The sequence below is a fragment of the Micromonospora arida genome (assembly GCF_042873195.1).
Taxonomy (GTDB): Bacteria; Actinomycetota; Actinomycetes; order Mycobacteriales; family Micromonosporaceae; genus Micromonospora; species Micromonospora arida.
Genome location: NZ_JBIALC010000001.1, coordinates 951,748 through 976,727, shown reverse-complemented (window position 1 = coordinate 976,727; position 24,980 = coordinate 951,748). Strand labels below are relative to the sequence as shown.

Here is a 24,980-nt window from a genome sequence, read left to right as displayed (position 1 = left end):
CCCCACGTTCTAGCCTCCAATCCCCGAGTAGTCTTCGTATGTCGGCCCGGGTATGAACGTCTCCCAATTGGACACCTGGTTGGCGGCAAGATGTGCTTCCCGGTATGCCGCCTGCGGGTGTGTCCGGTAGTACTGCAGTTCTGCCAACTCGTGCTCCAAGAGTGCGTAATCCTCGGGCAGTGGGCTACCTCGCCGTAAACGCAGCCACGCCTCAGCCATGGGTGGGCTCGGATCGTATCGTTGATGGATGACTCCGCCCGCATAGTCATCCATTGGGTGGGCGTCGAAGAAGACGTGCCGGCGGATCTGCTCAATCTCCTCCTGAGAGAAACCTCGGGCACCGTCCAGGCGGGGCGCGTCTCCGACGTGGCCAGCTATGACGTCGGCGTCGGCCTGCTGGCGGATCGCCTCGTACGCCTCCTCCGCCCAACGGTCCTGCCCGCCGTAGTCTGCAAGGTTACGAGGTCGAGTGGTGTGGCCTCCATGAACGCCGCGAGCCCCATCTGCTGCGTTCCCTGGAGGCCCGCGCGGAGTGTCGCCAAGTCGGCCCAGCGCCTGCTTGAGTTTCTCGATGAGGTCGGCGAGTCGACGCACCTCCGGAATCAGCCGCCGCAAACTCGCCAGCAGCCCTCGCAGCAGCCGTGCAATCCGCGCCCCCCAAGACGCGACAAGCGTCGTGACCTGCTCCACGACCAGCGGCGCGGCCAGTCCACCGGTGATGAGCAGTTCGCCCGCGTACACGATGATGCGGGACACGCAGGTGGCGATGGCGTCGCGGACCAGGAGTCGGACGGCGGCCACCAGGCCGGCGGCGCCTTCGGTGATCGCGGCCATGGTGTCGGCGCCCTGGGCGAGGCCGGTGATGGCCTGTTGCTGTTCATTGGCCCAGCCGCGGTAGGCGGGGCCGGCACTGCCGCCCCAACCTGCGACGTCGGTGCGGACGGCGCGAGCCAGCTCGGCGGCGTCGTCGCGGAGCGACCCGGCGACGTTGCGCCAGGTCTGGGCGTGCGCGGTGATCTGTGTCGGGTCGCCGGCGAGCCAGTCAAGCGCCTCACTGAGCGGCTTGACGTGTTCGATGAGCCAGGCGATGCCGTACTGGAGCAGGGCGCCGACCGGGTCGGAGACGAGGGCGAGGGCGTCCAGGCTGGCGCTCACGACGCCGAGGCTGCCGTCGATCCAACTGCCGTTGCGGACGCCCTGGGCGATGAGTTCGATGTCCTCGCAGATCCACACGCCCGCCCAGGCGCTCGGCGGGGTGTCCGCAGCGGCGGCGACGAGCGGGTTCGACGTCACGAGCGCTGTCGCACCCTGTCGAGTAGCTGTTTGGCTTGGGCGTCGGAGCTTCGGTAGCGGTCCGCTCCGACCCGGAGCTTGCCGGCGGTGTCCCGCACGGATGTGGCGGCGGCGCCGATGCCGTCGACCAGGGTTCGCTGCAGGCCGTCGAGCAACACTGGCATCATCGCGCAGAGTTGTCCGTAGGCGTCGGTGCCCAGCCGGACGTGCTGGCCTGCCTGCTGGGCGGTGTCGAGGCTGGCAGCGCAGCGATCGAGGCGTGCGGCGTGGGTGGTCAGGTCGTCCGGGTCGACCTGGATGCCGTCACCGGCGGGCATCGTTCGGTCCCTGGTCGGGGAGAAGCCGGCTGCGGTACGAGTCGATGATGGCCTGGGCGCTCGCGTCGTCGCCAAATGACTGCGTGGCTGCGTCGCTGACCTGTCGGAGCAGGTCGGCGCGTGCGGCATTGGTGGTGTCCAGGATCTGCCGGGCGGTGTGCGCCGCGGGTTGTTGCCGGATGCGCTCGTCGAGCCGCAGGTCGATCAGCAGGCCGTTCGAGTCGACGGTGACGTCGACAGTCCGATCGACGTCGTGGGCGGTGCCGGTCAATTCCCGCATCGTCGCCGACAGAGCCTTGGCGCGATTCGCCCGCTCGGCGAGCGACGTCTCCCACTCGTCGAGCCGGCGCTCCGCCGCGTCGAGCGCAGCGTCGTCCGCCCACATGTCGACCCTCCCCAGGGGACCACTGCCGGCGGCAACCGGCGACATCACCGGCACGCTACCAACCGGTGGCGCTGCGTGCATGCCCCCTCAGGGTGGTCAACGGGGCCGCCCGCTCCGCGCGATCTTGCACTTGCTGTCGCGACAAATGACGCACAGTCCCGCATCTCGACGACCGAAACTGCAAGATCGGCGCGGCAGGGGGCGGCGTCCGTATCATTTCGGCATGACGCGGTTCAGTCGGCGGGCGGTGCTGCTGGCCGGCGGCGGGCTGCTCGTTGGCTGTTCGCGGCGGCCGGAGGCGGACCCGGTCCACCTGCGACTGGCTACCGGGCCGGCGGGGGCGGTCTACCGACGGATCGGCGGGGCGCTGGCCGAGCACATCTCCGAGCAGGTGCCGGGTGCCACGGTTACCACTGTGCCGAGTGGGGCGTCCACCGACAACATCCGGATGCTGCGGGCCGGCGAGGTGCACCTGGGGCTGACCAGCCTGGACGCGCTGATCACCAGCGACGGCAGCGCGCCCGGAGGGCTCTCGGCGATCTGCCGGCTCTACGACAGTCACCTGCATCTCGTGGTCATGGCCGGTTCGGCGATCGGCGAGTTTCGGGACCTTGAGGGCAAGCGGGTGTCTCTCGGGGCGCACGACTCCGGCACGGAGTTCACGTCGTTGCGGGTCCTGAAGCTCGGCCCGCTAAAAGCCGACGGCTGGAACCTCAGCCAGGCCGGGTCGGCAGGAGCGCTGCGCGACGGCACGATCGACGCGATGTTCTCGCTCACCGGCGTTCCGACGCCCGCGATCACCGAGCTGGCGCAGCGGCACCCGATCCGGTTGATCCCGTTGGATGCGCAGGCGGACGGGCTCTTCACGGCGTACCCCGGTCCCTACGCGCCGGCCATGATCCACGCGGCCGCCTACGCCGGTGTCCCGGCGACCCGTACCGTCGCCGTACCGAACGTGCTGCTGGCGCGCGACGACCTGCCTGACAACCTCGTCTACGCCATCACCGACACGGTCTTCCGGCACACCGGGGCGATCACCTCCGATGGTCGTGAGGGTGCCGAGGCCCTTCCGGAGGCGTGGCAGATCAACGTGCGTACCGGAATCTCCACCGCGTCGGTCCCGCTCCATCCGGGCGCGGCGGCCTGGTTCCGCGACCGCAAACGCTGACCCGGGACCACATCAGACCGGCGCCGACGCGGGCGCGACCGGCAACATCACCACCGCGGCGAGCCCGTTCCCGGACCCGTCCGGACGCTGCAGGCCCTCCTCCAGCCGCAGCTGACCCCCGGCCGCCCCGATGAGGTCGGCGCAGATCGCCAGGCCCAGCCCGGTCCCTGGCACGTTCTGGTGCCGAGGTGAGCGCCAGAACCGTTGCAACGCCTGGGCCCGCTCGGACACGTCGATGCCCTGGCCGTCGTCGCGGACGGCGACGGTGACCACCGCGCCGGCGGAAGCCACCTGCGCGATCACCTCCACGACCTGCGCGTCGGACAGCCGCAACGCGTTGCTGATCAGTTCGTCCAGGATGCTGCCGAGCCCGCCGGGCGGCTCCAGCAACCGCAACCCCGGGGGTACGTCGACAGCCAGGGTCTGCCCGGCCGTGGCGGTCAGGGCCCGCCACCGGTCCACCCGGGTTGCCAGCACCTCGTCGAGGTCCACCGGCGACGCCGTCCGCAGGCTCTCCATCCGCGCGCTGGCCTGGAGCGAGTTCAGCATCCGCTGCATCGCCTTCAGCTCGTCGACGGCGACGTCGTACGCCTGCTGCCCGTCGCCGTCGGACCGCAGGTGTGGTGCGAGGCTCTCCACGGCGAGCCGGAGGCTGGTCAACGGGTTGCGTAACTGGTGTGACGCGTCGGAGACGAACGCGCGCTGCCGCTGGGCGGCGTTCTCGACGGCGTCCATCATGGTGTTGAACGAACGTGCCAGCCGCCGCAGCTCGATGGGGCCGGCCTCGGCGTCGGCCCGGATGGTCAGGTCGCCCTCGGAGATCCGCGAGGTCGCCGCGTCGAGTTTCCGCACCGGCCGCAGCACCCACGCCGACACCGGCCAGGCGACGGCCGTCAGCGCGAGCAACGGCAGCAGCCCGAGCCCGGCCAGCCGGGCCCAGCGTACGAGGATGAGCTCGCGCGTCCGGGACAGGTCGGAGATGGTCACGACGGCGCCCACGACCTCACTGTCCCGGCCGACCGGCTCCGCCACGACGAGTGCGGAGTCGTCCCACGGCGCCCACTCCCAGGACGGTTCGGAGCGCGCGCCGGCAAGCGCCGCGGTGACGATCCGGGGCAACGCCGCCTCGGCGCGCGCTGCCTTCTGGTACGCGTCGGCGGCTCCGAGCAGCACCGCTCCCGACGTGTCGATCAGCGCGACCGGGATGCCGTAGAGCTCGTGGTACCGCGTCAGCTCCTGCTGTAACGCCTCGGTGCGGCCCGTCGAGAGCGCGGTCTCGGCCAGTGAGGCGAACCGGCCGACGTCGCCCAGACGGTTGACGTACGTCTCCTGCATCTCGCGTTCGGCCACGGTGATGCTGAGCGGCACCCCGAGCGCCGCGACGAGCAGCACCGCGAGGGGGACCAGGACGACGAGCAGCCGGCGGTGCACGCGGTCAGCCGATCAGCTCCGGCTGGTCGGCCAGCAGCCGATAGCCGACGCCGTGGATGGTCCGGATGACCACGTCCGGCCCCAACTTGTGCCGCAGCGCCGCGATGTGGGTGTCCAGGGTGCGGCTGGACGACTCCCAGGACGCGCCCCAGATCTGGTCGAGGATGACGTCGCGGCTGACCACGTTGGGCGCCCGCCGGGCCAGGAGCAGGAGCAGTTCGAACTCCTTGCGGGTCAACGGCACGAGTGCGCCGTCGACGGTGACCTCGCGGGTGCCGACGCCGATCCGCATCGGCCCGAGGACGAGCGGCTCGTCGGTCTGGCCGAGAGCGCGAGCGGCCCGGGTGCGCCGCAGGACGGCGTCGATCCGGGCGAGCAACTCGGGGATGCCGAACGGTTTGACGATGTAGTCGTCAGCGCCGGCGCGCAGGCCACGAACCCGTTCGTGCTCCTCGGATCGCGCGGTCACCGCGATGACGGCGGTCTGCGGGTGGTCACGTAGCTTGCGGATCACGTCGAGCCCGTCGCCGTCGGGGAGACCCAGGTCGACGAGGACCACGTCGGACGGCGCGGCGCGCTCGGCCTCCGCGGCGGTGGCGACGCGGTGAACCTCGAAGCCCGCCTGGGTCAGGACGGTCACCAGACCCCGCGCCACGCGGTCGTCATCCTCGATGACGGTTATCCGCATACCGGCGAATTGTACGGCCCGGATCGGTGCTCGTGCCGGCCCGGTTCTTGGGATTTTTCTGACACCATCCGGGCCCCGACCAGCCGAGACTAGGGGCCACTAACGCGCCGAAGGATGTCCATGCGTTGATGGGGAGGTTGCCGTATGCGAACGACCAGCAGGTACCGGGCCACCGCGCGGATGATCGCCGCGATCGGTGTCGTCGCGCTCGCCACCGCCTGTTCGGGTAACGGGGGTGCCGCCGGCGGAGGGGACGCCGCGAATTACCCGGACGAGAACATCACGATCGTCGTGCCGTTCAGCGCGGGTGGCCCGACGGACACGGTCACCCGGATGATCGCCGGGCCGATGGCCGCGAAGCTCGGCGGCAAGATCGTCGTCCAGAACGTCGAGGGTGCCGGCGGCACTGTCGGCGCCGGCGATGTCGCGCGGGCCAAGCCGGACGGCTACACAGTGCTCATGCACCACATCGGCATGTCGACGGCGCCCGCCCTCTACAAGAGCCTCGGCTACAAGCCCCTGGAGGACTTCGAGACGGTCGGGCTCGTCACCGAGGTACCGATGACGATCGTCGCTCGTAAGGACTTCGCGCCCACGACCCTCCAGGACCTGGTGACCCACGTGAAGGCGAACGCCAACAAGGTCACGCTGGCCAACGCCGGTATCGGCGCCGCGTCGCACCTGTGCGGCCTGCTGTTCCAGAGCACCACCGGTGTGAAGCTCCAGGAGGTTCCGTACCAGGGCACCGGTCCCGCGCTGACCGACCTCGTCGGCGGCCAGGTCGACTTCATGTGCGACCAGACGACAAACACCAGCGGCCAGATCGCCGCGGGAAAGGTGAAGGCGTACGCGGTCACCACGCCCGAGCGGGTGAAGAGCCTTCCCGACCTGCCCACCACCACGGAGGCCGGGTTGCCGCAGTTGAAGGTCAGCGTGTGGCACGGTCTCTACGTTCCGGCCGACACGCCGCAGGAGATCGTCCAGAAGCTGTCCGAGGCGTTGAAGGTGGCGCTGGCCGACCAGGGGGTCATCGACCAGATGGCCAAGCTGGGCACCGCGCCGGTGCCGGCTCAGGACGCGACCCCGGACGCGCACAGGGCGAAGCTCGACGAGCAGCTCGGCACCTGGGCGAAGATCATTGCCGACTCCGGGGTCAAGGTCTCCTGAGGTGGAGCGCCGTCGGTCGTTCCCGGACGTCCTCGCCGGGGGGATCTTCGTCCTGATCGGTGGCGCATTCGTGGTGGGGGCGCTCGGCTACGAGCTGGGCACCCCGACACGGATGGGCCCCGGTGCCTTCCCGCTGCTGGTCGGCGCGGCCGTGGTCGCCCTGGGCCTGGCGATCGCCGGCAAGGGCCTCATCGCCGGTGAGGTGATCTCGTTCGGGCCGATCCCGTGGCGGGCGGTCGCCGTCATCGTGCTCGCGGTCCTGTTCTTCGGGTTCACCATCCGGCGACTCGGGTTCGTACCGACGACGGCGGTGACCGCACTGCTCACCACCCTGGCCAGCGCACGCGTACGGCTGCTCACGGCGGTGGCCGTGGCCGCCGGGCTGACCGTGGCCAGCACGCTCATCTTCGTCGTCGGACTTCAGCTGCGGATCCCGCTGTGGGGCCCCTGGCTGGGCCTCTGACGCGGCATCCGGATTGAGGCATGGAACTCCTCGACAACCTCGCGTTGGGCTTCTCGACGGCCCTGCTGGTCCAGAACGTCCTCTACTGCTTCGTGGGAGTGTTGCTCGGGACCGCGGTCGGCGTGCTGCCCGGCATCGGGCCCACGGCCACGGTGGCGATGCTGCTGCCGATCACGTTCAGCTTCGAGCCGGTCACCGCGCTGATCATGCTGGCCGGCATCTACTACGGCGCACAGTACGGCGGCTCGACGACAGCCATTCTGATCAATCTGCCCGGTGAGTCGTCCGCGGCGGTCACCGCGCTGGACGGGCACGAGATGGCCCGCCAGGGCCGGGCCGGCCCCGCCTTGGCGGCCGCGGCGATCGGGTCCTTCGTCGCGGGTACGGTCGCCACCGTGGCGCTGGCCGCCGCGGCCCCGCCCCTGGCCAGTGTCGCGTTGAAGTTCGGCCCGGCCGACTACTTCTCACTCGTGCTGTTCGGCCTGATCGTGTCCATCGCGCTGGCGCGGGGCACGGCGCTCAAGGCACTGGCGATGATCGCGCTCGGCGTGCTGCTCGGCACTGTCGGCCAGGACATCTACACCGGAACGCCCCGCTTCGTGTTCGAGCAGCGCGAGCTGTACGGCGGCATCGACTTCGTGTCGGTCGCCGTGGGCCTGTTCGGGGTGGCCGAGATCCTGCGCAACCTGGAGAACGAGCAGACCCGTACGGCGATCGTCAGCAAGGTGACCAACCTCTGGCCCACCCGTGAGGACCGACGTCGGATCATCGCCCCGATCCTGCGGGGCACCGGTCTCGGCGCCGCGCTCGGTGTCCTGCCCGGCGGCGGCCACGTGCTCGCCTCGTTCACCTCGTACGCGGTCGAGAAGCGCATCTCGAAGCGGCCGCAGGAGTTCGGACGGGGCGCGATCGAGGGTGTCGCCGGCCCCGAGTCGGCGAACAACGCCGCCGCGCAGACGTCGTTCATCCCGCTGCTCACCCTGGGCCTGCCCGCCCACCCGGTGATGGCGCTGATGATCGGCGCGTTCATCGTCCACGGCATCACCCCGGGCCCGAACGTCATCAACGACGAGCCGGCGCTGTTCTGGGGCCTGATCGCGTCGATGTGGATCGGCAACGTGCTCCTGCTGCTGCTGAACCTGCCGCTGATCGGCCTCTGGGTGCGCATGCTGCGCATCCCGTACCAGGTGCTCTTCCCGATGATCATCCTGTTCGCGGCGATCGGCACCTACTCACTGAACTCCAACGCGTACGACGTCTACGCCATCGCGTTCTTCGGGATCCTGGGCTACGTCCTGATCAAGTGCGGGTGCGAGCCGGCGCCCCTGCTGCTCGGCTTCGTCCTCGGCCCGCTGCTGGAGGAGAACCTGCGTCGGGCGCTCATCATCTCCCGCGGCGACCCGTCGGTCTTCGTGACCCGGCCGATCTCCGCCGCGCTGCTGGTCCTGGCGCTCGTCGCGCTCGTCGTCGCCGTCCTGCCGACGATCCGCCAGCGCCGCGCTGTCGTCTTCGCGGAGGAGGAGTAGCAATCCGAACCACGTGACGGTCAGGTCGACGAAGATTGTTCCCGTGACGAGCGACAACACGCCCCGGGGCTGGACCAGCCGGACCGTCTGGGACAGGCGGTTCAACGCCCCGCTGCGCTCGTTCCTGCGTACCGAGACCGGCGGCGCGCGGGTGGTGGTGATCGCCGCGGTGGCGGCTCTCGTCTGGGCGAACCTCAGCGCATCGTCGTACGAGTCGGTCTGGAACACCTCCTTGTCGGTCCGGCTCGGCGACTGGCAGGTGGCGCATGACGTGCGTACCTGGATCAACAGCGGCCTGATGACGTTCTTCTTCCTGGTCGCGGGGCTGGAGTTGCGCCGCGAGTTCGACATCGGTGAGTTGCGGGAGCGGCGTCGCCTGGCGTTGCCGCTGCTGGCCGGGGTCGGCGGCATGCTCGTGCCGATCGCGATCTACCTCGCCATCAACGCCGGGCACACCACCGCGGCGGGGTGGGGTGCGGTGATGGCCACCGACACGGCGCTCGCGCTCGGCGCGCTGGCCGTCTTCGGGCCACGCTTCTCGGAACGGCTGCGGGGTTTCCTGCTGACCGTCGCCGTCGTCGACGATGTGGTGGCGATCGCGGTGCTGGCCATCGCGTATCCGCACCACCCCTCACCGACGGCGCTGATCGTCGCGGCGGCGATCTTCGGCGTCGTACTGGTCGTCCGGGGCTGCGGGGTTCGGTTCGGCCCGGTCTTCGCGCTGCTCGGGGTGGCGGCCTGGCTCGCCGTCTCGATGTCCGGTGTCGACCCGGTCGCCGTGGGTCTGGTGATGGGGTTGCTGACCTACGCCTACGCTCCCGACCGAGGTGACCTGCAGCGGGCCAGCGACCAGTTCCGCCTCTTCCGGGAACAACCCACCCCGCAACTCGCCCGGATGGCCCACGCCGGGCTCACCGCGGCGCTGTCGCCCAACGAACGGTTGCAGACGCTCTACCACCCGTTGGCGAGCTACGTGGTGGTGCCACTGTTCGCGCTGGCCAACGTCGGCATCGTGATCGACGGCGACCTGCTGGCCAGGGCGGTGACCTCCCCGGTCACGCTGGGGGTCGTGGTCGCGTACGTCGTCGGCAAGCCGGCCGGGATCGTGGTCACCGCGTGGCTGCTGACCCGGCTCAGCGGCAACCGGTTCCGGCCACCCGTCGGTTGGGTTGCCGTCGCGGGGGTCGGCACGATCTCCGGCATCGGCTTCACCGTCGCACTCCTGATCGCCACCCATGCCCTGAGCGGCCCGGCCCTGGACGAGGCGAAGTTCGGCATCCTCGTGGCGACGCTCGGCGCGTCCCTCGTCACCTGGATCGTGTTCCGCTCCGTCGGACGGCTCTCGCCGGCGCGGCGGACCCGCGCGCTGCTGGGCGTCACCGAGGGGATCGTCGACCTGATGCTGCCGGTCGACGCGGATCGCGACCACATGCGGGGGTCGCTCGAGGCGCCGGTGACGGTGGTCGAGTACGGCGACTTCGAGTGCCCCTACTGCGGGCAGGCCGAGCCGGTGGTCCGAGAGCTGCTGGCGGACTTCGCCAACATCCGGTACGTCTGGCGGCACCTGCCGCTCACCGACGTCCACCCGCATGCCCAACTCGCCGCCGAGGCCGCCGAGGCGGCGGGGGAGCAGGGCGCGTTCTGGGAGATGCACGACCTGCTGCTCGCCCACCAGGACGCTCTCAACCCTACTGACGTGCTCGGTTACGCCGAACAGCTCGGCCTGGACCTGGACGGGTTCCGGGAGCACATGGTGAAGCGGATGGGCGTGGACCGGATCGCCGAGGACGTCGACTCGGCCGACCTCAGCGGCGTCACCGGCACCCCGACCTTCTTCATCAACGGCCGGCGACACCACGGCGCGTACGACATCACCGCGCTCTCGGCGGCGGTGAAGTCGGCGTTCGCGAGCGCGAAGCTTCGCCCCGAGTACCACCCTCGGGATCCCGAGCGCCGTGAGACCGGCCCGGCGAGCTGACCGCGCGGTCCGTGCGGCCGTCACCGGGCCAGGTGGTCCACCAGCGCCGCGGTCGCTTCCCGGCCGTCGGCGGTGCCGCCACGATCACGGGTACGGCTGCACGCCTCGTCGACCTTCCGGCAGTCGCTGCGTCAACGGGGTCTGCCGCCGTGTGACCTCCGATCCGCGGCCAGGTGCTCGGTGCACTGCGGCGTCCAGCCCTCGTCGGCGGCCTCCGCGTCGGGGTGGGGAGGTGTTGGTCGGCGCCTTTGGAGCTGAATCGTTTGCGACATCATCGAGCAGGCGGCGCCTCGGGCTGAGGCTTCGGGCTGGAGCTCTTCGGCCCGAGGGCTGGAGGGCTGGGGCTGGGGCTGGAGGCTGAGGGCTGAGGGCTGAGGGGTGAGGGGTGAGGGGTGAGGGACGGAGGGACGGAGGGCTGAGGGGTGGAGGATTGAGGGGTGAGGGCTGGGGCTGGTAGGGGGAGGGCTGGGGGCTGAGGGCCGGAGGCAGAAGCGGCAGGCGATCGGTCTGATTCGTTTGCGGCATCAGCTCCAAAGGCAACCCGTCAACCCCGTAGCCCGGGTCCGGTAGCCCGCACGCCCCTGTCCCGAAGCCCTGCACCTTCGCAGCTCCGCACATGCGTAAACCTTGCGACTCCGCGCGCGCCAAACCCAAGCGGCACCGCGCGCGTCGAACCTAAGCGGCACCGCGCGCGTCGAACCCAAGCGGCACCGCACGCGCGTAACCCTCGCGAACACCGGCTGCGCCGCGAGCGACGGTCAAGGGGTGGGGAGAGCGACGAGCCGGGCGGCGCGGCGACCGGCGGCGACCCGCGACGGCCACGACGACCGCGACGACCAGGGTGATCAGGAAGACGTCCGCGCCGGTGAAGGCCGCGTGGAAGCCCGCCCTCGGAGTGACAGCGGCTGACCGCCGGGCGTCGATGTCCGAAGTGGAACAGCTGCGGAGCGTGTTCGGGGAATCACGATGGAGTCGGACCCTTGACTCTCGGGAAACATCGGGCCACCATCTGACAACGTTGTCACAGACCCCCGCCACCTGACAACGTTGTCATTTCTGGAGGCAAGATGTCCGAGCCATCGCCGGTCTCACGGCGTACCTTCCTCTCCGCCGGCGCGACGCTGCTGGCGTCGGTCGGGGTGACCGCAGCCCTCCCGGACGCCCTCGCGTCCGCCGCCGTGCCGGCGCCGACCCCCACCGCCACCGACCTGGCCCGGTACCGCCCGGTGGCGGTCTCCTCGACCGACTACGCGCCGACGCCGGCCACCTTCGCCGTGGACGGCCTGCCGCAGGTCGGCGTCCGGGGGAGTGGATGGCGCGCCGCCAACGGCGACCCACAGTGGATTTCGGTGGACCTCCAGGCTCTGTGCCGGATCGAGGCCGTCTCCCTGGTCTTCGAGGCCACGCTCACCGACGGGCCGTTCGACGGCAACTACACCGACACCGACGGTGACGAGATTCTCTCCAGCGCCGCGACGGCGTACCGGATCGAGGTCTCCACCGACGGCCGTGCCTGGCGGTCGGTGTACGAGACCAGCGAGGGCCAGGGCGGCACGCAGACCATCAAGCTGCCCGAGCCGGTCACCGCCCGGTGGATCCGGATGACCGCCACGAAGCGCTCGAACAGCAACCCGGTGGGCCTCAACGGCTTCCAGGTCTACGGCGTACCGCTGGCCGGCCGGCCGAAGGCCGAGGGCTGGACCAGTTGGGAGGGCGGCAACACCGGCTCGGCACCCGAGCTGAGGGTCGCCGCCGACGGCACGGTGCCGCTGGAGTCGGGCTGGTCGTTGACGATGGACGACTTCGCCGGCACTGTCGACGGCGCCGAGCTCTCCCGTGCCGGCGTCGACGTCCGGTCCTGGCTGCCGGCGACGGTGCCCGGCACCGTGCTGGGCACCCTGGTCGAGCAGGGCCACCTGCCCGACCCGGTGGCCGGCTTCAACAACATGCGCATCCCGGAGGCGCTGTCCCGGCACACGTGGTGGTACCGGCGCGCGCTGCGGCTGCCGCGCGACCTGGACACCTCGGCCGGCCGACGGATCTGGCTGGAGTTCGACGGGATCAACCACGAGGCGACCGCCTGGGTCAACGGCGTGCAGGTCGGCAGCGTCAAGCACCCGTTCGCGCGGGCGGCCTTCGACATCACCGACGCGTTGGCCGGTCACCGTGGCGAGCACGTCCTCGCCGTCCGGGTCACCCCGATGCCGCACCCGGGCACGCCCGGCGACAAGGGCCCCGACGGTCGTACCTTCCTCCAGTCGGCCCACCACTACCTTGACGCGCCGACCTACCTGGCGGTGTCGGGGTGGGACTGGATGCCGGCCGTCCGTGACCGGGTCACCGGCCTCTGGGACCACGTCCGCCTACGCAGCACCGGCGCCGTCGTCATCGGCGACCCGCACGTGCAGACCACGCTGCCCGACCTGCCCGGCAGCGACACCGCCGAGGTCACCATCCGGGTGCCGGTCCGTAACGCGGCGACCAGCGCCACCACGGTCACCGTCCGCGCGGAGTTCGACAAGGTACGCGTCGAGTCCACCGTGACCGTTCCCGCAGGCGGGAGCACCACCGTCACCTTCACACCGGAGCGCTTCCGCGCGCTGCGGCTGCGCAACCCCCGGCTCTGGTGGCCCAACGGCTACGGCGACCCCCACCTGTACGACCTCACGCTCACCGCCACCGTGAAGCGCTCGGTCAGCGACCGGCGTGCGCTCCGCTTCGGTGTCCGCGAGTTCGCCTACGACTGGCACCAGCCGATCGTCATCTCGCCGCCCGGCAAGCCCGCCCTGGAGTTCGTCGACGGCGCGGCGACCCAGACGGTCACGTTCGACCGGCAGCACGCCCGGCACGTGCGCATCCAGGCCGGCCAGCGCGCCACCGGTTGGGGCATCTCGATGTTCTCGCTGTCGGTGGCCGACGGCACCGGCCCGGATCTCGCCCTGCGCCGCGACGCCAGCGCGTCGTCCTCGGAGAACGACGGCAACGGTCCCGGCAAGGCCGTCGACGGCGACGCGGCGACCCGCTGGGCCTCGCAGGCCGAGGACGACCAGTGGATCCAGGTCGACCTCGGCGCGGCGGTCGACTTCGACCGGGTCACCATCGTGTGGGAGCAGGCGTACGCGCTGGACTACCGCGTCCAGGTCTCCGCCGACGGGGACGCCTGGAACGACGTGACGTCGGTCAGCAACGACACCCCGCTGGGCAGCCGCGCCACCCAGGTCGAGACGTTCGCCAGCCAGACCGCACAGCACCTGCGCATCCAGACCGGCGCGCGGGTGACCTCGTGGGGCGTGTCCATGTGGGGGCTCTCGGTGCAGCGCCAGGCCGAGCCGGACGTCGACCTGGCGCTGCGCCGGACCGCCACCGCGTCGTCGTCCGACAGCGACTCGAACGGCCCGGACCGGGCCGTCGACGGCAACCCCCGGACCCGCTGGTCGTCGAAGTTCGAGGACGACCAGTGGATCCAGGTCGACCTCGGCGCTCCGGTCAGCTTCGACCAGGTCACCATTGTCTGGGAGCAGGCGTACGCCCGCGACTTCGTCATCCAGGTCTCGGACGACGGGCAGCGGTGGACCGACGTGAAGTCGGTCAGCAACGCCGTCACCCAGCTCAAGATCAGCGTGAACGGTGTGCCGGTGTTCGCCCGGGGCGGCAACTGGGGCTGGGACGAGCTGTTACGTCGGGTGCTGCCCGACCGCCTGGCCGACACGGTCGAGATGCACCGCGACATGAACTTCACGATGATCCGCAACTGGCTCGGCAGCAGCAACCGCGAGGAGCTGTACCAGGCCTGCGACGAGCAGGGCATCCTGGTGTGGAACGACTTCTGGCAGGCGGGCGCGTTCCTGCCCAACCCACCCGGCTACGTCGACATCGCCGCCGACACGATCCGGCGGTTCCGCCACCACCCGAGCATCGTGGTGTGGTGTGGCGCGAACGAGGGTGACCCGCCGCCGATCGTGGATGCCGGTCTCAAGCAGGCCGCGGCCACCGAGCACCCGGAGATCCTCTACATCCCCAACTCGGCCGGCGGTATCGTCAGCGGCCACGGCCCCTACCACTGGGTGGAGCCGGCGACGTACAACAACAGGAACACCTACGACACTGGCGCGTTCGGTTTTCACACCGAGATCGGCATGCCGGTGGTGTCGGTGGTCGAGAGCATGCGCAACCTCGTCGGTGACGCGCCGGAGTGGCCGATCGGTGAGGTGTGGAACTACCACGACTGGTCGACCATCGGTAACCAGCGCGTCGGCACGTACCAGGCGGCGATCGACGCGCGGCTCGGTGAGTCCGACTCGCTCGACGAGTTCGCCACCCGGGCGCAGTTCGTCAACTACGAGAGCCACCGCGCCATGTTCGAGGCGTGGAACGCCAACCTGTGGCAGGACGCCACCGGCCTGCTGCTGTGGATGTCGCACCCGGCGTGGCACAGCACGGTCTGGCAGACCTACGACTACGACCTCGACGTGAACGGCGCCTACTACGGCGCTCGCAAGGGGTGCGAGCCGGTGCACGTCCAGGCCGACCCGGGCACCTGGCAGGTCCGGGTGGTCAACCACACCGCCGCCCCGCTCAGCGGGGTCACGGTCAGCGCCCGACGCTACGACCTGAGCGGCCGGTCGCTGGGTTCGCCCCAGCGTCAGCGGGTGGACGTGGCCCGCTCGGCCACCACGGCGGTCTTCCCGCTCGCCGCGCCGGACGGCGGCGGGCTGCACCTGGTGCGACTGGAGTTGCGGGACAGCCGGGACCGGCTGCTCGCGGAAAACACCTACTGGCGCTACGACAAGGCTGAGCAGTTGCGGGCGCTCAACGACGTGCCGAGCACCCGACTGTCGACGTCGTCGAGCACCGTACGCGTCGTGGACGGGCGCAACACCGTCACCACGACGGTCCGCAACCAGGGTCGTACGGTCGCCGCCTTGGTGCGGCTCGCCGTACGCGACCAGCGCGGTGAGCGGGTCCTGCCGGTCCGCTACGACGACAACTACTTCTGGCTCCTGCCGGGGGAGAGCCGCGAGGTGCGGATCTCCTGGCCGGCCCGGTCGGGCCTCGCCCGCCAGGTCACGGTGACCGCGCAGGCCTACAACTCCTAGGAGTACGCGGTGGGAAGCGGCGCCGTGCGCGCCGCTTCCCACCGTGGCTCGTGCGCTGCCACCTGATGCGGGCGTTTAGGTCGGTTACCGCACCTCGGCTCGGGACCGAGATTCATGCTGTACGTGTGACACGGTCCGGTTCCACGTCCGGGGCGGTACGGGTCGCGTTCGCTTTCTGGATCACGCTCGTGGGCACCACCGTGCCGACGCCGCTCTACCCGCTCTACGAGTTGGAGTTCGGCTTCTCGTCGTTGACCGTGACCGTGGTCTACGCGCTGTACGCGCTGGGAGTCGTGGTCGGGCTGCTGGTCTTCGGTCGGCTCTCCGACCAGATCGGCCGACGTCCGGTCATCCTCATCGCGCTGCTGCTCTCGGTCGCCGCCGACGCCGTGTTCCTCGCCGCCGTGGACCTGGCGATGATCATCGTGGGTCGGATCCTCGCCGGGCTGTCCGCCGCACTGATCATCGGTACGGCGACAGCGGCGTTGGCGGAGCTGATCGACCCTCGGCACCCGAAGCGTGCCGCCACCGTGTCGATCTTCGCGAACCTGGGCGGCCTGGCCACCGGCACCCTGCTGTCCGGGATCGTGTCGGACGTGGCACCCGAACCGCTCCGGCTGCCCTGGGTGATCGTGCTGGTCCTGGCGGTGATCGCGATCATCGCGCTGCGCGGGGTGCCGGAGACGGTCCGGGAACGTTCGCCGGTGACCCTGCGGGTGCAGCGGTTGCACGTGCCGGCGACCATCCGCGGCGCCTTCATCCGCTCGGCGATCACCGCCGGCGCGGGTTTCGCCGCCCTCGGGGTGCTCACGTCGGTGAGCGGGCTGTTCCTCGGCATGGTCCTGCACGAGACCTCACACACCCTGGCCGCGCTGGTGGTCTTCGTGGCGTTCACCGGTGCGGCGTTCGGTCAGCTGCTGACCCGCGTGCTGTCCTCGCGCGCCGCGCTGGCCAGCGCCTGCGCCGGCCTGGTAGTGGGGGCGGGCCTGCTCGCGTTCAGCATGTCGATGGCGTTGCTGGCGACGCTGCTCACCAGCGCGGCGGTCATCGGCGTCGCGTCCGGGGTGGCGGTCGGCGACGGCATCGCGACGATCACGATGAAGACCGAACCGCAGCACCGGGCCGAGGCGGTGTCGACCTTCTTCGCCATTCTGTTCGCCATGCTCGGTGTGCCCGCGGTCGGGGTCGGTCTGCTGATCCAGACGATCGGTCTGCGCCCGGCCGGCGAGGTGTTCAGCGCGGTGGTGGCGGTGCTCGCGCTGGTCGTCCTGCTCAGCCTGGTTCGGGGCGGCCGGACTCGGCCCGCGAGCTGATCGCCGGCCGGCCCGTTCAGGGCGCCCGGGGTGGCTGACGAGCCACTCACGGAGGTCTTGCGGCGGTCATCGTATACAACATACGCTCCCCGAATCGCCCACTTGAGGAGCTCTCCATGACGAACCTCTCCGTCCGCGACACGAACCTGCCCCGCAGCCGGGTGCTCCGGGCCGCGGTGGCGGCGGCCGCCGTCGTCTGCACTGTCGTCGCCTGCTCACCGGTGTCGAACAACGACGGCGGCGACCCGTCCGGCGGCGACCAGTCGGCGGGCCAGGATTCCTTCGGTACGCCCGCCGACCCCGCCGCCGTGAAGCAGGGCGGCAAGCTGGTCATCGCCCTCTCCGCCGAGCCCGACGCGCTGGACCCGACGCTGTCGAGAAGCCTCTACTCCCGCTACGTCTTCCAGGCCATGTGCCAGAAGCTCTACGACGTCAACGAGCAGGCGCAGGTCGTACCGCAGCTCGCGACGGCCCTGCCCACCACGAGCGGCGACGGCCGGACGGTGACCATTCCGCTGCGGCCCGGCGTGCGCTTCGCGGACGGCACGGCGTTCGACTCGGCCGCGGTGAAGGCCACCCTGCAACGCCACCTCACCAACGCCCGGTCGGCGCGCAAGAGCGAACTCGGCCCCATCGACGGCGTCGACACCCCGGACGCGCAGACCGTCGTCCTGCGGCTGAAGCAGCCGTTCGCCCCGCTGCTCGGGGCCCTCGCCGACCGGGCCGGCATGATCATGAGTGCGCAGGCGCTGCGGACCCTGGGTGACGACTTCGCCTCGGCGCCGGTCTGCGTCGGCCCCTTCAAGTTCGCGAAGCGGGTGCCGCAGAACTCCATCGAGGTGGTACGGGACCCGAACTACTACGACGCGAGCAAGGTGCACCTGGACGCCATCTCGTGGCGGATCCTCACCGACGCCAGCATCCGCGCCGCCAACCTGCGCTCCGGCGACGCGCAGGTCGCCGACTCGGTCTCCACCCAGGACGTCGCCTCGCTCCGGCAGGACTCGGCGGTTTCCGTCCTCCAGTCGCAGTCCCTCGGCTACCAGGGTCTGACCATCAACGTCGGCAACGTCGACGGCGTCGGCACCGCCCCCAAGCCCATCAACCGCCCCCTCGCCCAGAACGCCAAGGTGCGGCAGGCCTTCGAGCACGCCATCGACCGCAAGGCCCTGGTCGACGCGGTCTTCAACGGTCTGCACGCCGCCGCCTGCTCCCCGATCTCGCCCGCGAGCACGTTCTCGTCCCCCGAGGCGCAGACCTGCCCGGCGCACGACCCCGCCAAGGCCAAGCAGTTGCTGGCCGAGGCCGGTGTGCAGACGCCGTACACGGTGACGATGCTCGCCTCGAACACCCCCGACACCCTGCGTCTGGCGCAGGCGTTGCAGTCCATGGTCAAGGACGGCGGATTCGACCTGAAGATCAACCCGGTGGAGTACTCGTCGCTCCTCGACGAGCAGGACCGTGGCAACTTCGAGCTGCTGCAACTGGGGTGGAGCGGACGGATCGACCCGGACGCCAACATCACGAACTTCGTCGGCACCGGCGCCAGCCAGAACGTCGCCGGCTACAGCAACCCGCAGCTCGACACCCTGCTGACCCAGGCCCGACAGGCCGGCGACGTCGACGAGCGCAGGAAGCTGTACGGGCAGGCGGTCACGTTGCTCCAGCAGGACGACGCCTTGATCTACCTCTACCGGCAGCGCAACCTGACCGCCGTCAGCAAGCAGATCCAGGGCCTTCAGGTCTACCCGGACGGCGTGATCCGGGCGGCCTTCGCCGGCTTCGGCAAGTAGGCCGGCGTGGCCCGATATCTGCTCACCCGCGCCTGGCAGTCGGCGCTGACCCTGCTGTTGTCCACGATCGTGGTCTTCGTCGGCGTACGGGCGCTCCCCGGCGACCCGGCCCTCGCCCTGGCCGGGGAGGACCGGTCGCCGGAGGCCCTGGAGGCCATCCGTCGCCACTACGGGCTGGACCAGCCGCTGCCCGTGCAGTTCGCCCAGTACGTGGAGCGCATGGCGCAGGGCGACTTCGGGGTGTCGATCCGCACCGGTACGCCGGTCTCGTCGATGCTCACGACAGCCCTGCCGGTGACCGTCGAGCTGTCCGTCCTGGCGATCCTCATCGCGGCGGCGCTCGGCGTCGGCGCCGGGGTGCTCGCGGCGGTCCGTCGTGGACGTCCGGCGGAGTGGCTCGCCAACGGCCTGGCCCTGATCGGCCTGTCGGTGCCGCACTTCTGGCTGGGGCTGCTCGCGATCCTCTACCTGTCCGTGGCGACCGGGCTCTTCCCCGCCTCCGGCTTCGTGCCGATCCTGGAGGACCCCGTGGACAACCTGCACCACATCGTCCTGCCGGCAGTGATCCTCGGCACCGGCCTGGCCGCCATCATCATGCGGCAGACCCGGTCGGCGATGCTGGACTCACTCTCCTCCGACTACGTGCGCACGGCGAAGGCAAAGGGCCTGCGACCGCGCGCCGTCATCACCCGGCACGCCCTGCGGAACAGCCTCATCGTGGTGGTGACCGTCGTGGGTCTCCAGCTCGGTGGGCTGATCTCGGGCGCGGTCGTCACCGAACAGATCTTCGGGCTGCCGGGCTTCGGCAAGATGACCATCGACGCGGTGTTCCAACGGGACTACCCGGTGATCCAGGCCGTCGTCCTGCTCACCGCCGCGGCCTACATCGTGATCAACTTCTTCGTGGACCTGCTCTACTCGGTCATCGATCCACGCATCCGGGTGACGGGAGATCCGGCATGACCGTCCTCACCGTACCGATGGCGGAGACCGGCACCGCCAGCATCACCCGGCGTACCCGGGTGCTGCGACGGCTGCGGCGCAACCCGCTCGCCGTGGCGAGCTTCGTCGTGCTCGCGCTGGCGGGTGTCATCGCGCTGCTCTCGCCCTGGCTCGCGCCCTACTCGGTCGACCAGACCGACTTCGCCCGTACGTTCGCGCCTCCCGGCACCGCCGGGCACCTGCTGGGCACCGACGACCTCGGCCGGGACGTCCTCTCCCGCATCATGCTCGGCGCTCGGGCGTCGTTGCAGGTGGGGCTCCTGGCGGTGGCCACGTCGCTGGTCATCGGGGTGCCGCTCGGGCTTGCCGCCGGGTACTTCCGGGCCTGGGACGCGGTGATCTCGCGCTTCACCGATCTGCTGCTGGCGTTTCCGTTTCTGATCATGGCGGTGGGTTTGGCGGCCATCCGGGGCGCCAGCCTCGGCAACGCCGCGGTGGCCATCGGCATCGCCCAGATCCCCGGGGTGATCCGGGTCGTCCGTTCGGACACGCTGCGCCTCAAGTCGCTGGACTTCGTCGCGGCGGCCGTCGTGGACGGCGCGAGCGACCTGTGGGTGCTGGCCCGGCACATCCTGCCGAACGCGACCTCGGTGATCCTGGTGCAGGCCACTGTCGCCATCCCGGCCGCGATCCTCGGCGAGGCGGTGCTGTCCTTCCTCGGCCTCGGCATCCAGCCCCCGGCGCCCAGTCTCGGCACCATGCTGGCCACCGCCCAGCAGTTCGCCGCCCGCGCACCCTGGGCCGCCGTCCTCCCCGGCGTGGTGATCATGGGTCTGGCGCTGGCGTTCAACGTCTTCGGTGACGCCCTGCGCGACGCCCTCGACCCGAAGGGAGACCGGCGATGACCACCGCCTCCGCGCCCGTACTGGAGATCCGCGACCTGTCGGTGTCGTTCCCGACCGAGACCGGCACCGTCTCGGCGGTCGACGCGGTCAGCCTGGACCTCGCAGCCGGAGAGATCGTCGGGATGGTGGGCGAGTCGGGTTGTGGAAAGAGCGTCACCGCGATGAGCATCGCCGGGCTGCTCCCGGGCAGCGCCCGGGTCACCGGGTCGGTGCGCCTGGACGGCACCCAGCTGGTCGGGGCCCGCGAGTCGGACCTGCGTCGGGTCCGTGGCCGGGAGATCGCGTACATCTTCCAGGAGCCGATGACGTCGTTGAACCCGGTGCTCACCGTCGGGCGGCAGATCGGAGAGGTGCTCCAGGTCCACGAACGGATGTCCCGACGGGCGGCGCGGGCCCGCGCCGTCGAGCTGTTGACGCTCGTCGGTATCCCGTCCGCCGCCCAGCGGGTCGACAACTATCCGCACCAACTCTCCGGCGGCATGCGCCAGCGCGTGATGATCGCAATGGCGGTCGCCTGCGGCCCGAAGGTGCTGGTGGCCGACGAGCCGACCACCGCGCTGGACGTCACCGTCCAGGCCGGCATCCTCCAGGTGCTGCGGGACCTGCGCGACCGGCTCGGCACGAGCGTCCTCATCATCACCCACGACCTCGGCGTGATCGCCGACATCGCGGACCGCGTCGTCGTCATGTACGCGGGCCGGGTGGTGGAACGGGCCCCGGTGGACGACCTGTTCGCCCACCCACGGCACCGGTACACGGCCGGGCTCCTGTCGGCGTCACCGCAGCCGGGCCGGCACGCCGGCACCGACCGGTTGACCGAGATCCCCGGGCTGGTGCCCGTCCTGGCCAGCCAACCCGACGCCTGCACCTTCGCGGATCGGTGCCCGGCCGCGGATGAGCAGTGCCGGGCGGCCGCCCCGCCGTTGGAGGACGTCGGTGGCGCCGACCATGTCGCGGCCTGTTGGCACCCCTGCGTCACAGCACCGACGGCAGCTCAGGAGGCGAACCGATGACGCCGCACCCGAACGCCCTGGAGATCGCGGACCTGGTGATGCACTTCGGCCCGGTGCGTGCCGTGGACGGGGTGTCCCTGACCATCCCGCGGGGCCGGGTCACGGCCCTGGTGGGGGAGAGCGGTTCCGGGAAGTCCACAGTGGGCCGATGCGTGGTGCGGCTCGTCGAACCGACGGCGGGAACGGTCCGGATCGCGGGCACGGACGTCACCCACCTGTCCCGACGGCGACTGCGTCCCCATCGCGGCGCGGTGTCGATCGTCTTCCAGGACCCGGCCGCGTCACTGGACCCGCGCATGCTGGTGGGCGAGATCGTGGCCGAACCGCTGCGGCTGGCCGGCAAGCGGATCTCCCGGCGCGAGCGGGACGCCCGTGTCGCCCCCCAACTCGAACGGGTGGGTCTGCGCGCAGAGGTGGCCCGTCGCTATCCCCACGAGCTGTCCGGCGGGCAACGCCAGCGCGTCAGCATCGCGCGGGCCCTGATCTCCGAGCCCATGCTGCTCATCGCGGACGAACCCACCAGCGCGCTCGACGTGTCAGTGCAGGCGTCGGTGCTCAACCTTCTCGCCGACCTGCAACGCGACATCGGGTTCGCCTGCCTCTTCATCACCCACGACCTCTCCGCGGTCGAGTACCTGGCCGACGACATCGCGGTCATGTACCTGGGTCAACTCGTCGAGACCGGCAGCCGCGAGCGGATCTTCGCCCGGCCGGCACACCCGTACACGCAGGCGCTGCTCTCCGCCGCGCCGGTGGCCGACCCGGTGCGTCAGCGCCACCGTCAGCCGGTGCTGCTCGGCGACGACCTGCCGTCCGCGCTCGACCCGCCGTCCGGCTGCCGGTTCCGGACCCGGTGCCCGCTCGCCTTCGACCGGTGCGCGACGGAGGTGCCGGAGCAGACGATGATCGGCGACGGCATGGCCGCGTGCCACCTGGTCCAGTCGGACGGCACCGGTCCCGACGTTCGTACCGCAGATCCCAGTGAGGTGTTGTCATGACGTTCACCACCCGACCCACGTTGCAGGGCACCTTCGGCATGGTGTCCTCCACCCACTGGCTCGCCAGCCAGTCGGCGATGGGCATCCTGGAACGTGGGGGCAACGCCTTCGACGCCGCGGTCACCGCCGGTTTCGTCCTGCACGTCGTCGAGCCGCACCTGAACGGGCCCGGCGGCGAGGTGCCGGCCATCGTGGCCACCGCACGGGACCCCCGACCGAAGGTGCTGTGCGGGCAGGGGCCGGCGCCGGCCGGCGCCACCATCGCGCACTTCCGGTCCCTCGGGATGGACCTCATCCCGGGTGCCGGGCCGCTCGCGGCGGCCGTACCCGGCGCGGTGGACGCCTGGCTCCTGCTGCTGCGCGAGCACGGCACGCTCACCCTCGCCGAGGTGCTGGAGCCGGCGATCGGCTACGCCGCCGCCGGGCACCCGCTGGTGGGCCGGGTCGGGGACACCGTGGCGGCCGTCCGGTCGTTGTTCGAGGAACACTGGCCCACCTCCGCCGCGCTCTGGCTGCGCGGCGGCCGACCGCCGGCCGCGGGGGAGTTGGTCACCAACCCGGCGTACGCGGACACCCTGCGCCGGCTCGTCGAGGCGGGACGGGCGGCCGGCGCCGACCGGGAGGCCCAGATCGAGGCCGCGCGTCGGGCCTGGAGCACGGGTTTCGTCGCCGAGGCGATCGACGCGTTCAGCCGGCGCCCCTTCCAGGACTCCAGTGGCCGCCCGCACGCCGGGCTGGTCACCGGCGACGACCTGGCCGCGTACTCGGCGAGCTGGGAGCCGCCCGCCACCCTCGACTGGCACGGCTACTCGGTGGCGAAGACCGGTTTCTGGGGCCAGGGCCCGGTGCTGCTGGAGTCCCTGGCCACCCTGGACGCGCTCGACGACCCGGGCGCGTACGACCCGGCGACCGCGGCGGGTGTGCACGCCCAGGTCGAGGCGCTCAAGCTCGCCTTCGCCGACCGGGAGGCCTGGTACGGCGACGGGGCCGACGTGCCCGCCAAGGCGCTGCTCTCGCCGCAGTACGCGCGGGAGCGGGCCGCCCTGATCGGCGATCGCGCGTCGGCGGAGTTGCGGCCGGGGCGTCCGGACGGGGCGCAGCCGCACCTGCCCGCCCACGTCCGACCCGGTGCCACCCGGCGTGCCGACCCGACAGACCCGACGACGGGAGAGCCGACGGTGCAGTCGGACGGGGTGACCCGGGGCGACACGTGTCACGTGGACGTGGTCGACCGCTGGGGCAACATGATCTCCGCGACGCCCAGCGGTGGCTGGTTGCAGAGTTCCCCGACGATTCCGGAGCTGGGCTTTCCGCTGGGCAGCAGGTTGCAGATGTTCTGGCTGGAGGAAGGGCTCGCCTCGTCGCTGGCGCCGGGCCGCCGCCCGCGTACGACGTTGAGCCCGACGATGGTGCACCGCGACGGCGAGCCGGTGCTGGCCTGCGGCACCCCCGGTGGCGACCAGCAGGACCAGTGGCAGTTGCCGTTCCTGCTGCGGCACCTCGTCGGTGGGCAGAGCCTTCAGGAGGCCATCGACGCGCCGGCGTGGCACACGGTCAGCCTGCCGGGGTCGTTCTATCCCCGCGACATGGAGCCCGGTGTCCTGGTGGTGGAGGACCGGTACGACGAGGGCGTGCTGGCGGCGCTGCGGGAGTACGGGCACGAGGTGCGGGTCACCGACGGGTGGAGCCTCGGTCGGCTGTGCGCGGTGACCCGCGACCCGGCGACGGGAGTGCTGGCGGCCGGTGCGAACCCCCGTGGGATGCAGGGCTACGCGTGCGGCCGTTAGCGGGCGCTGCGGCCGTGCGCCCGTCAGTGGGCGCCGTAGCCGCCTTCGGCGTTCTCGTACGCCGCGGCGGATGCCGCGTCGAGGTGGTCGAGTGCGGCCCGCTCGGCGCGGTCACCGTCGCCTGACTCGATGGCGTCGACGAGCTGGATGTGCTCGGCCCACGAGTGTGGAGCGCGTTCGGCCGCACCCAGCCGGAAGATCCACTGCACATGGAGGTAGAGCGACTTGGCGATCGACGACAGCCAGGGGTTTCCGCTGATCTGGAGGATGCGCAGGTGCAGCGTGCTGTTCAGCTCGGCGACCCGGGCCAGGTCCTGCCGCTGCGTCGCCTCGCGGCCCTGGTCGAGCAGGGCGCGCAGGGACGCCACGTCGGCCGCTGTGGCCCGCTCGGCGGCCAGCCGGGCGGCCAGCGTCTCCAGGCGCTCGCGTACGGCGAACATGTCGGTGATGGTCCCGCTGCTCGGTGAGGCGACGACCGCCCCGCGGCGGGGGAGGATCACGACGAACCCCTCCGCCTCGGCGACGCGCAGCGCCTCCCGCACGGGGTTGCGGGAGACGCCGAAGTCCTCGGCGAGCCGGTCCTCGGTCAGCCGTTCCCCGGGTAGGTAGTCGCCGTCGATGATGGCGGTCCGCAGCGCGGCGAGGACCTGATCGCGTAGCGGCAGGTGTTGCGCGCCGAGCTTGTCCCGTAGGTCTTCAGCCACCTGGTCGCCTCTC

At 71.0% G+C, this 24,980-nt stretch carries 19 protein-coding genes; 13 read left to right on the top strand and 6 right to left on the bottom strand.

What is annotated here, in order from left to right:
• Positions 1 to 9: 9 nt before the first annotated feature.
• The 3 genes from ACFYP0_RS04655 to ACFYP0_RS04645 are packed head-to-tail and all read right to left on the bottom strand — an operon-like array spanning position 10 to position 1,995.
• Positions 10 to 1,293, bottom strand: a complete 1,284-nt coding sequence (locus ACFYP0_RS04655) for a WXG100 family type VII secretion target (protein ID WP_386994377.1) — start codon at positions 1,291 to 1,293, stop codon at positions 10 to 12.
• Complete coding sequence (locus ACFYP0_RS04650; protein ID WP_356975143.1) at positions 1,290 to 1,610, bottom strand: type VII secretion target; 321 nt, start codon at positions 1,608 to 1,610, stop codon at positions 1,290 to 1,292. Before ACFYP0_RS04650 ends, ACFYP0_RS04655 begins: the two co-directional genes overlap by 4 nt.
• Positions 1,597 to 1,995, bottom strand: a complete 399-nt coding sequence (locus ACFYP0_RS04645) for a YbaB/EbfC family DNA-binding protein (RefSeq protein ID WP_386994375.1) — start codon at positions 1,993 to 1,995, stop codon at positions 1,597 to 1,599. Before ACFYP0_RS04645 ends, ACFYP0_RS04650 begins: the two co-directional genes overlap by 14 nt.
• Positions 1,996 to 2,218: 223 nt before the next feature.
• Here ACFYP0_RS04645 and ACFYP0_RS04640 point away from each other — a divergent pair, with 223 nt between their 5' ends.
• Positions 2,219 to 3,163 carry a TAXI family TRAP transporter solute-binding subunit gene (locus tag ACFYP0_RS04640; protein WP_386994373.1) on the top strand — a complete coding sequence of 315 codons (945 nt, stop codon included), beginning with the start codon at positions 2,219 to 2,221 and terminating at the stop codon, positions 3,161 to 3,163.
• Between the two features lie 12 nt (positions 3,164 to 3,175).
• On the opposite strand, the gene ACFYP0_RS04635 is transcribed toward ACFYP0_RS04640, so the two are convergent.
• Both ACFYP0_RS04635 and ACFYP0_RS04630 read right to left on the bottom strand, forming a co-directional pair.
• Positions 3,176 to 4,594 carry a sensor histidine kinase gene (locus tag ACFYP0_RS04635; RefSeq protein ID WP_386994371.1) on the bottom strand — a complete coding sequence of 473 codons (1,419 nt, stop codon included), beginning with the start codon at positions 4,592 to 4,594 and terminating at the stop codon, positions 3,176 to 3,178.
• A 4-nt stretch (positions 4,595 to 4,598) separates the two neighbouring features.
• Entirely contained in the window at positions 4,599 to 5,282 is a 684-nt protein-coding gene (locus ACFYP0_RS04630) for a response regulator transcription factor (RefSeq protein WP_386994369.1), read from the bottom strand.
• A gap of 144 nt (positions 5,283 to 5,426) precedes the next feature.
• Here ACFYP0_RS04630 and ACFYP0_RS04625 point away from each other — a divergent pair, with 144 nt between their 5' ends.
• The 12 genes from ACFYP0_RS04625 to ACFYP0_RS04570 all read left to right on the top strand — a co-directional run bounded on the left by ACFYP0_RS04625 (position 5,427) and on the right by ACFYP0_RS04570 (position 24,263).
• Positions 5,427 to 6,449: a tripartite tricarboxylate transporter substrate-binding protein gene (locus tag ACFYP0_RS04625; RefSeq protein ID WP_386994367.1), complete on the top strand. Its 1,023-nt coding sequence runs from the start codon at positions 5,427 to 5,429 to the stop codon at positions 6,447 to 6,449.
• A gap of 1 nt (position 6,450) precedes the next feature.
• Positions 6,451 to 6,912: a tripartite tricarboxylate transporter TctB family protein gene (locus ACFYP0_RS04620; protein WP_112679933.1), complete on the top strand. Its 462-nt coding sequence runs from the start codon at positions 6,451 to 6,453 to the stop codon at positions 6,910 to 6,912.
• A 20-nt stretch (positions 6,913 to 6,932) separates the two neighbouring features.
• Positions 6,933 to 8,438, top strand: coding sequence for a tripartite tricarboxylate transporter permease (locus ACFYP0_RS04615; RefSeq protein WP_124862651.1), 1,506 nt, complete (start codon positions 6,933 to 6,935; stop codon positions 8,436 to 8,438).
• Positions 8,439 to 8,481: 43 nt separating this feature from the next.
• Positions 8,482 to 10,416, top strand: coding sequence for a Na+/H+ antiporter NhaA (locus ACFYP0_RS04610; RefSeq protein WP_356975152.1), 1,935 nt, complete (start codon positions 8,482 to 8,484; stop codon positions 10,414 to 10,416).
• Positions 10,417 to 11,483: 1,067 nt separating this feature from the next.
• Complete coding sequence (locus ACFYP0_RS04605) at positions 11,484 to 15,512, top strand: discoidin domain-containing protein (RefSeq protein WP_356975154.1); 4,029 nt, start codon at positions 11,484 to 11,486, stop codon at positions 15,510 to 15,512.
• Between the two features lie 125 nt (positions 15,513 to 15,637).
• Entirely contained in the window at positions 15,638 to 16,825 is a 1,188-nt protein-coding gene (locus ACFYP0_RS04600) for an MFS transporter (protein ID WP_355500382.1), read from the top strand.
• A 116-nt stretch (positions 16,826 to 16,941) separates the two neighbouring features.
• Positions 16,942 to 18,618: an ABC transporter substrate-binding protein gene (locus ACFYP0_RS04595; protein ID WP_356975157.1), complete on the top strand. Its 1,677-nt coding sequence runs from the start codon at positions 16,942 to 16,944 to the stop codon at positions 18,616 to 18,618.
• Between the two features lie 6 nt (positions 18,619 to 18,624).
• Positions 18,625 to 19,581, top strand: a complete 957-nt coding sequence (locus tag ACFYP0_RS04590; protein WP_091399352.1) for an ABC transporter permease — start codon at positions 18,625 to 18,627, stop codon at positions 19,579 to 19,581.
• Entirely contained in the window at positions 19,578 to 20,465 is an 888-nt protein-coding gene (locus tag ACFYP0_RS04585) for an ABC transporter permease (protein WP_124856126.1), read from the top strand. The genes ACFYP0_RS04590 and ACFYP0_RS04585 overlap by 4 nt, the downstream gene beginning before the upstream one ends.
• Positions 20,462 to 21,478 (top strand): ABC transporter ATP-binding protein, encoded by a 1,017-nt coding sequence (locus ACFYP0_RS04580; RefSeq protein WP_124856128.1) that lies wholly within the window; start codon positions 20,462 to 20,464, stop codon positions 21,476 to 21,478. The genes ACFYP0_RS04585 and ACFYP0_RS04580 overlap by 4 nt, the downstream gene beginning before the upstream one ends.
• The gene (locus ACFYP0_RS04575; protein WP_124856130.1) at positions 21,475 to 22,476 is read left to right on the top strand and encodes an ABC transporter ATP-binding protein; all 1,002 of its coding nucleotides are present in this window, start codon (positions 21,475 to 21,477) and stop codon (positions 22,474 to 22,476) included. Before ACFYP0_RS04580 ends, ACFYP0_RS04575 begins: the two co-directional genes overlap by 4 nt.
• Positions 22,473 to 24,263: a gamma-glutamyltransferase family protein gene (locus tag ACFYP0_RS04570; RefSeq protein ID WP_386994360.1), complete on the top strand. Its 1,791-nt coding sequence runs from the start codon at positions 22,473 to 22,475 to the stop codon at positions 24,261 to 24,263. Before ACFYP0_RS04575 ends, ACFYP0_RS04570 begins: the two co-directional genes overlap by 4 nt.
• A 23-nt stretch (positions 24,264 to 24,286) precedes the next feature.
• On the opposite strand, the gene ACFYP0_RS04565 is transcribed toward ACFYP0_RS04570, so the two are convergent.
• Positions 24,287 to 24,967, bottom strand: a complete 681-nt coding sequence (locus tag ACFYP0_RS04565; protein ID WP_356975165.1) for a GntR family transcriptional regulator — start codon at positions 24,965 to 24,967, stop codon at positions 24,287 to 24,289.
• Between the last annotated feature and the right edge of the window lie 13 nt (positions 24,968 to 24,980).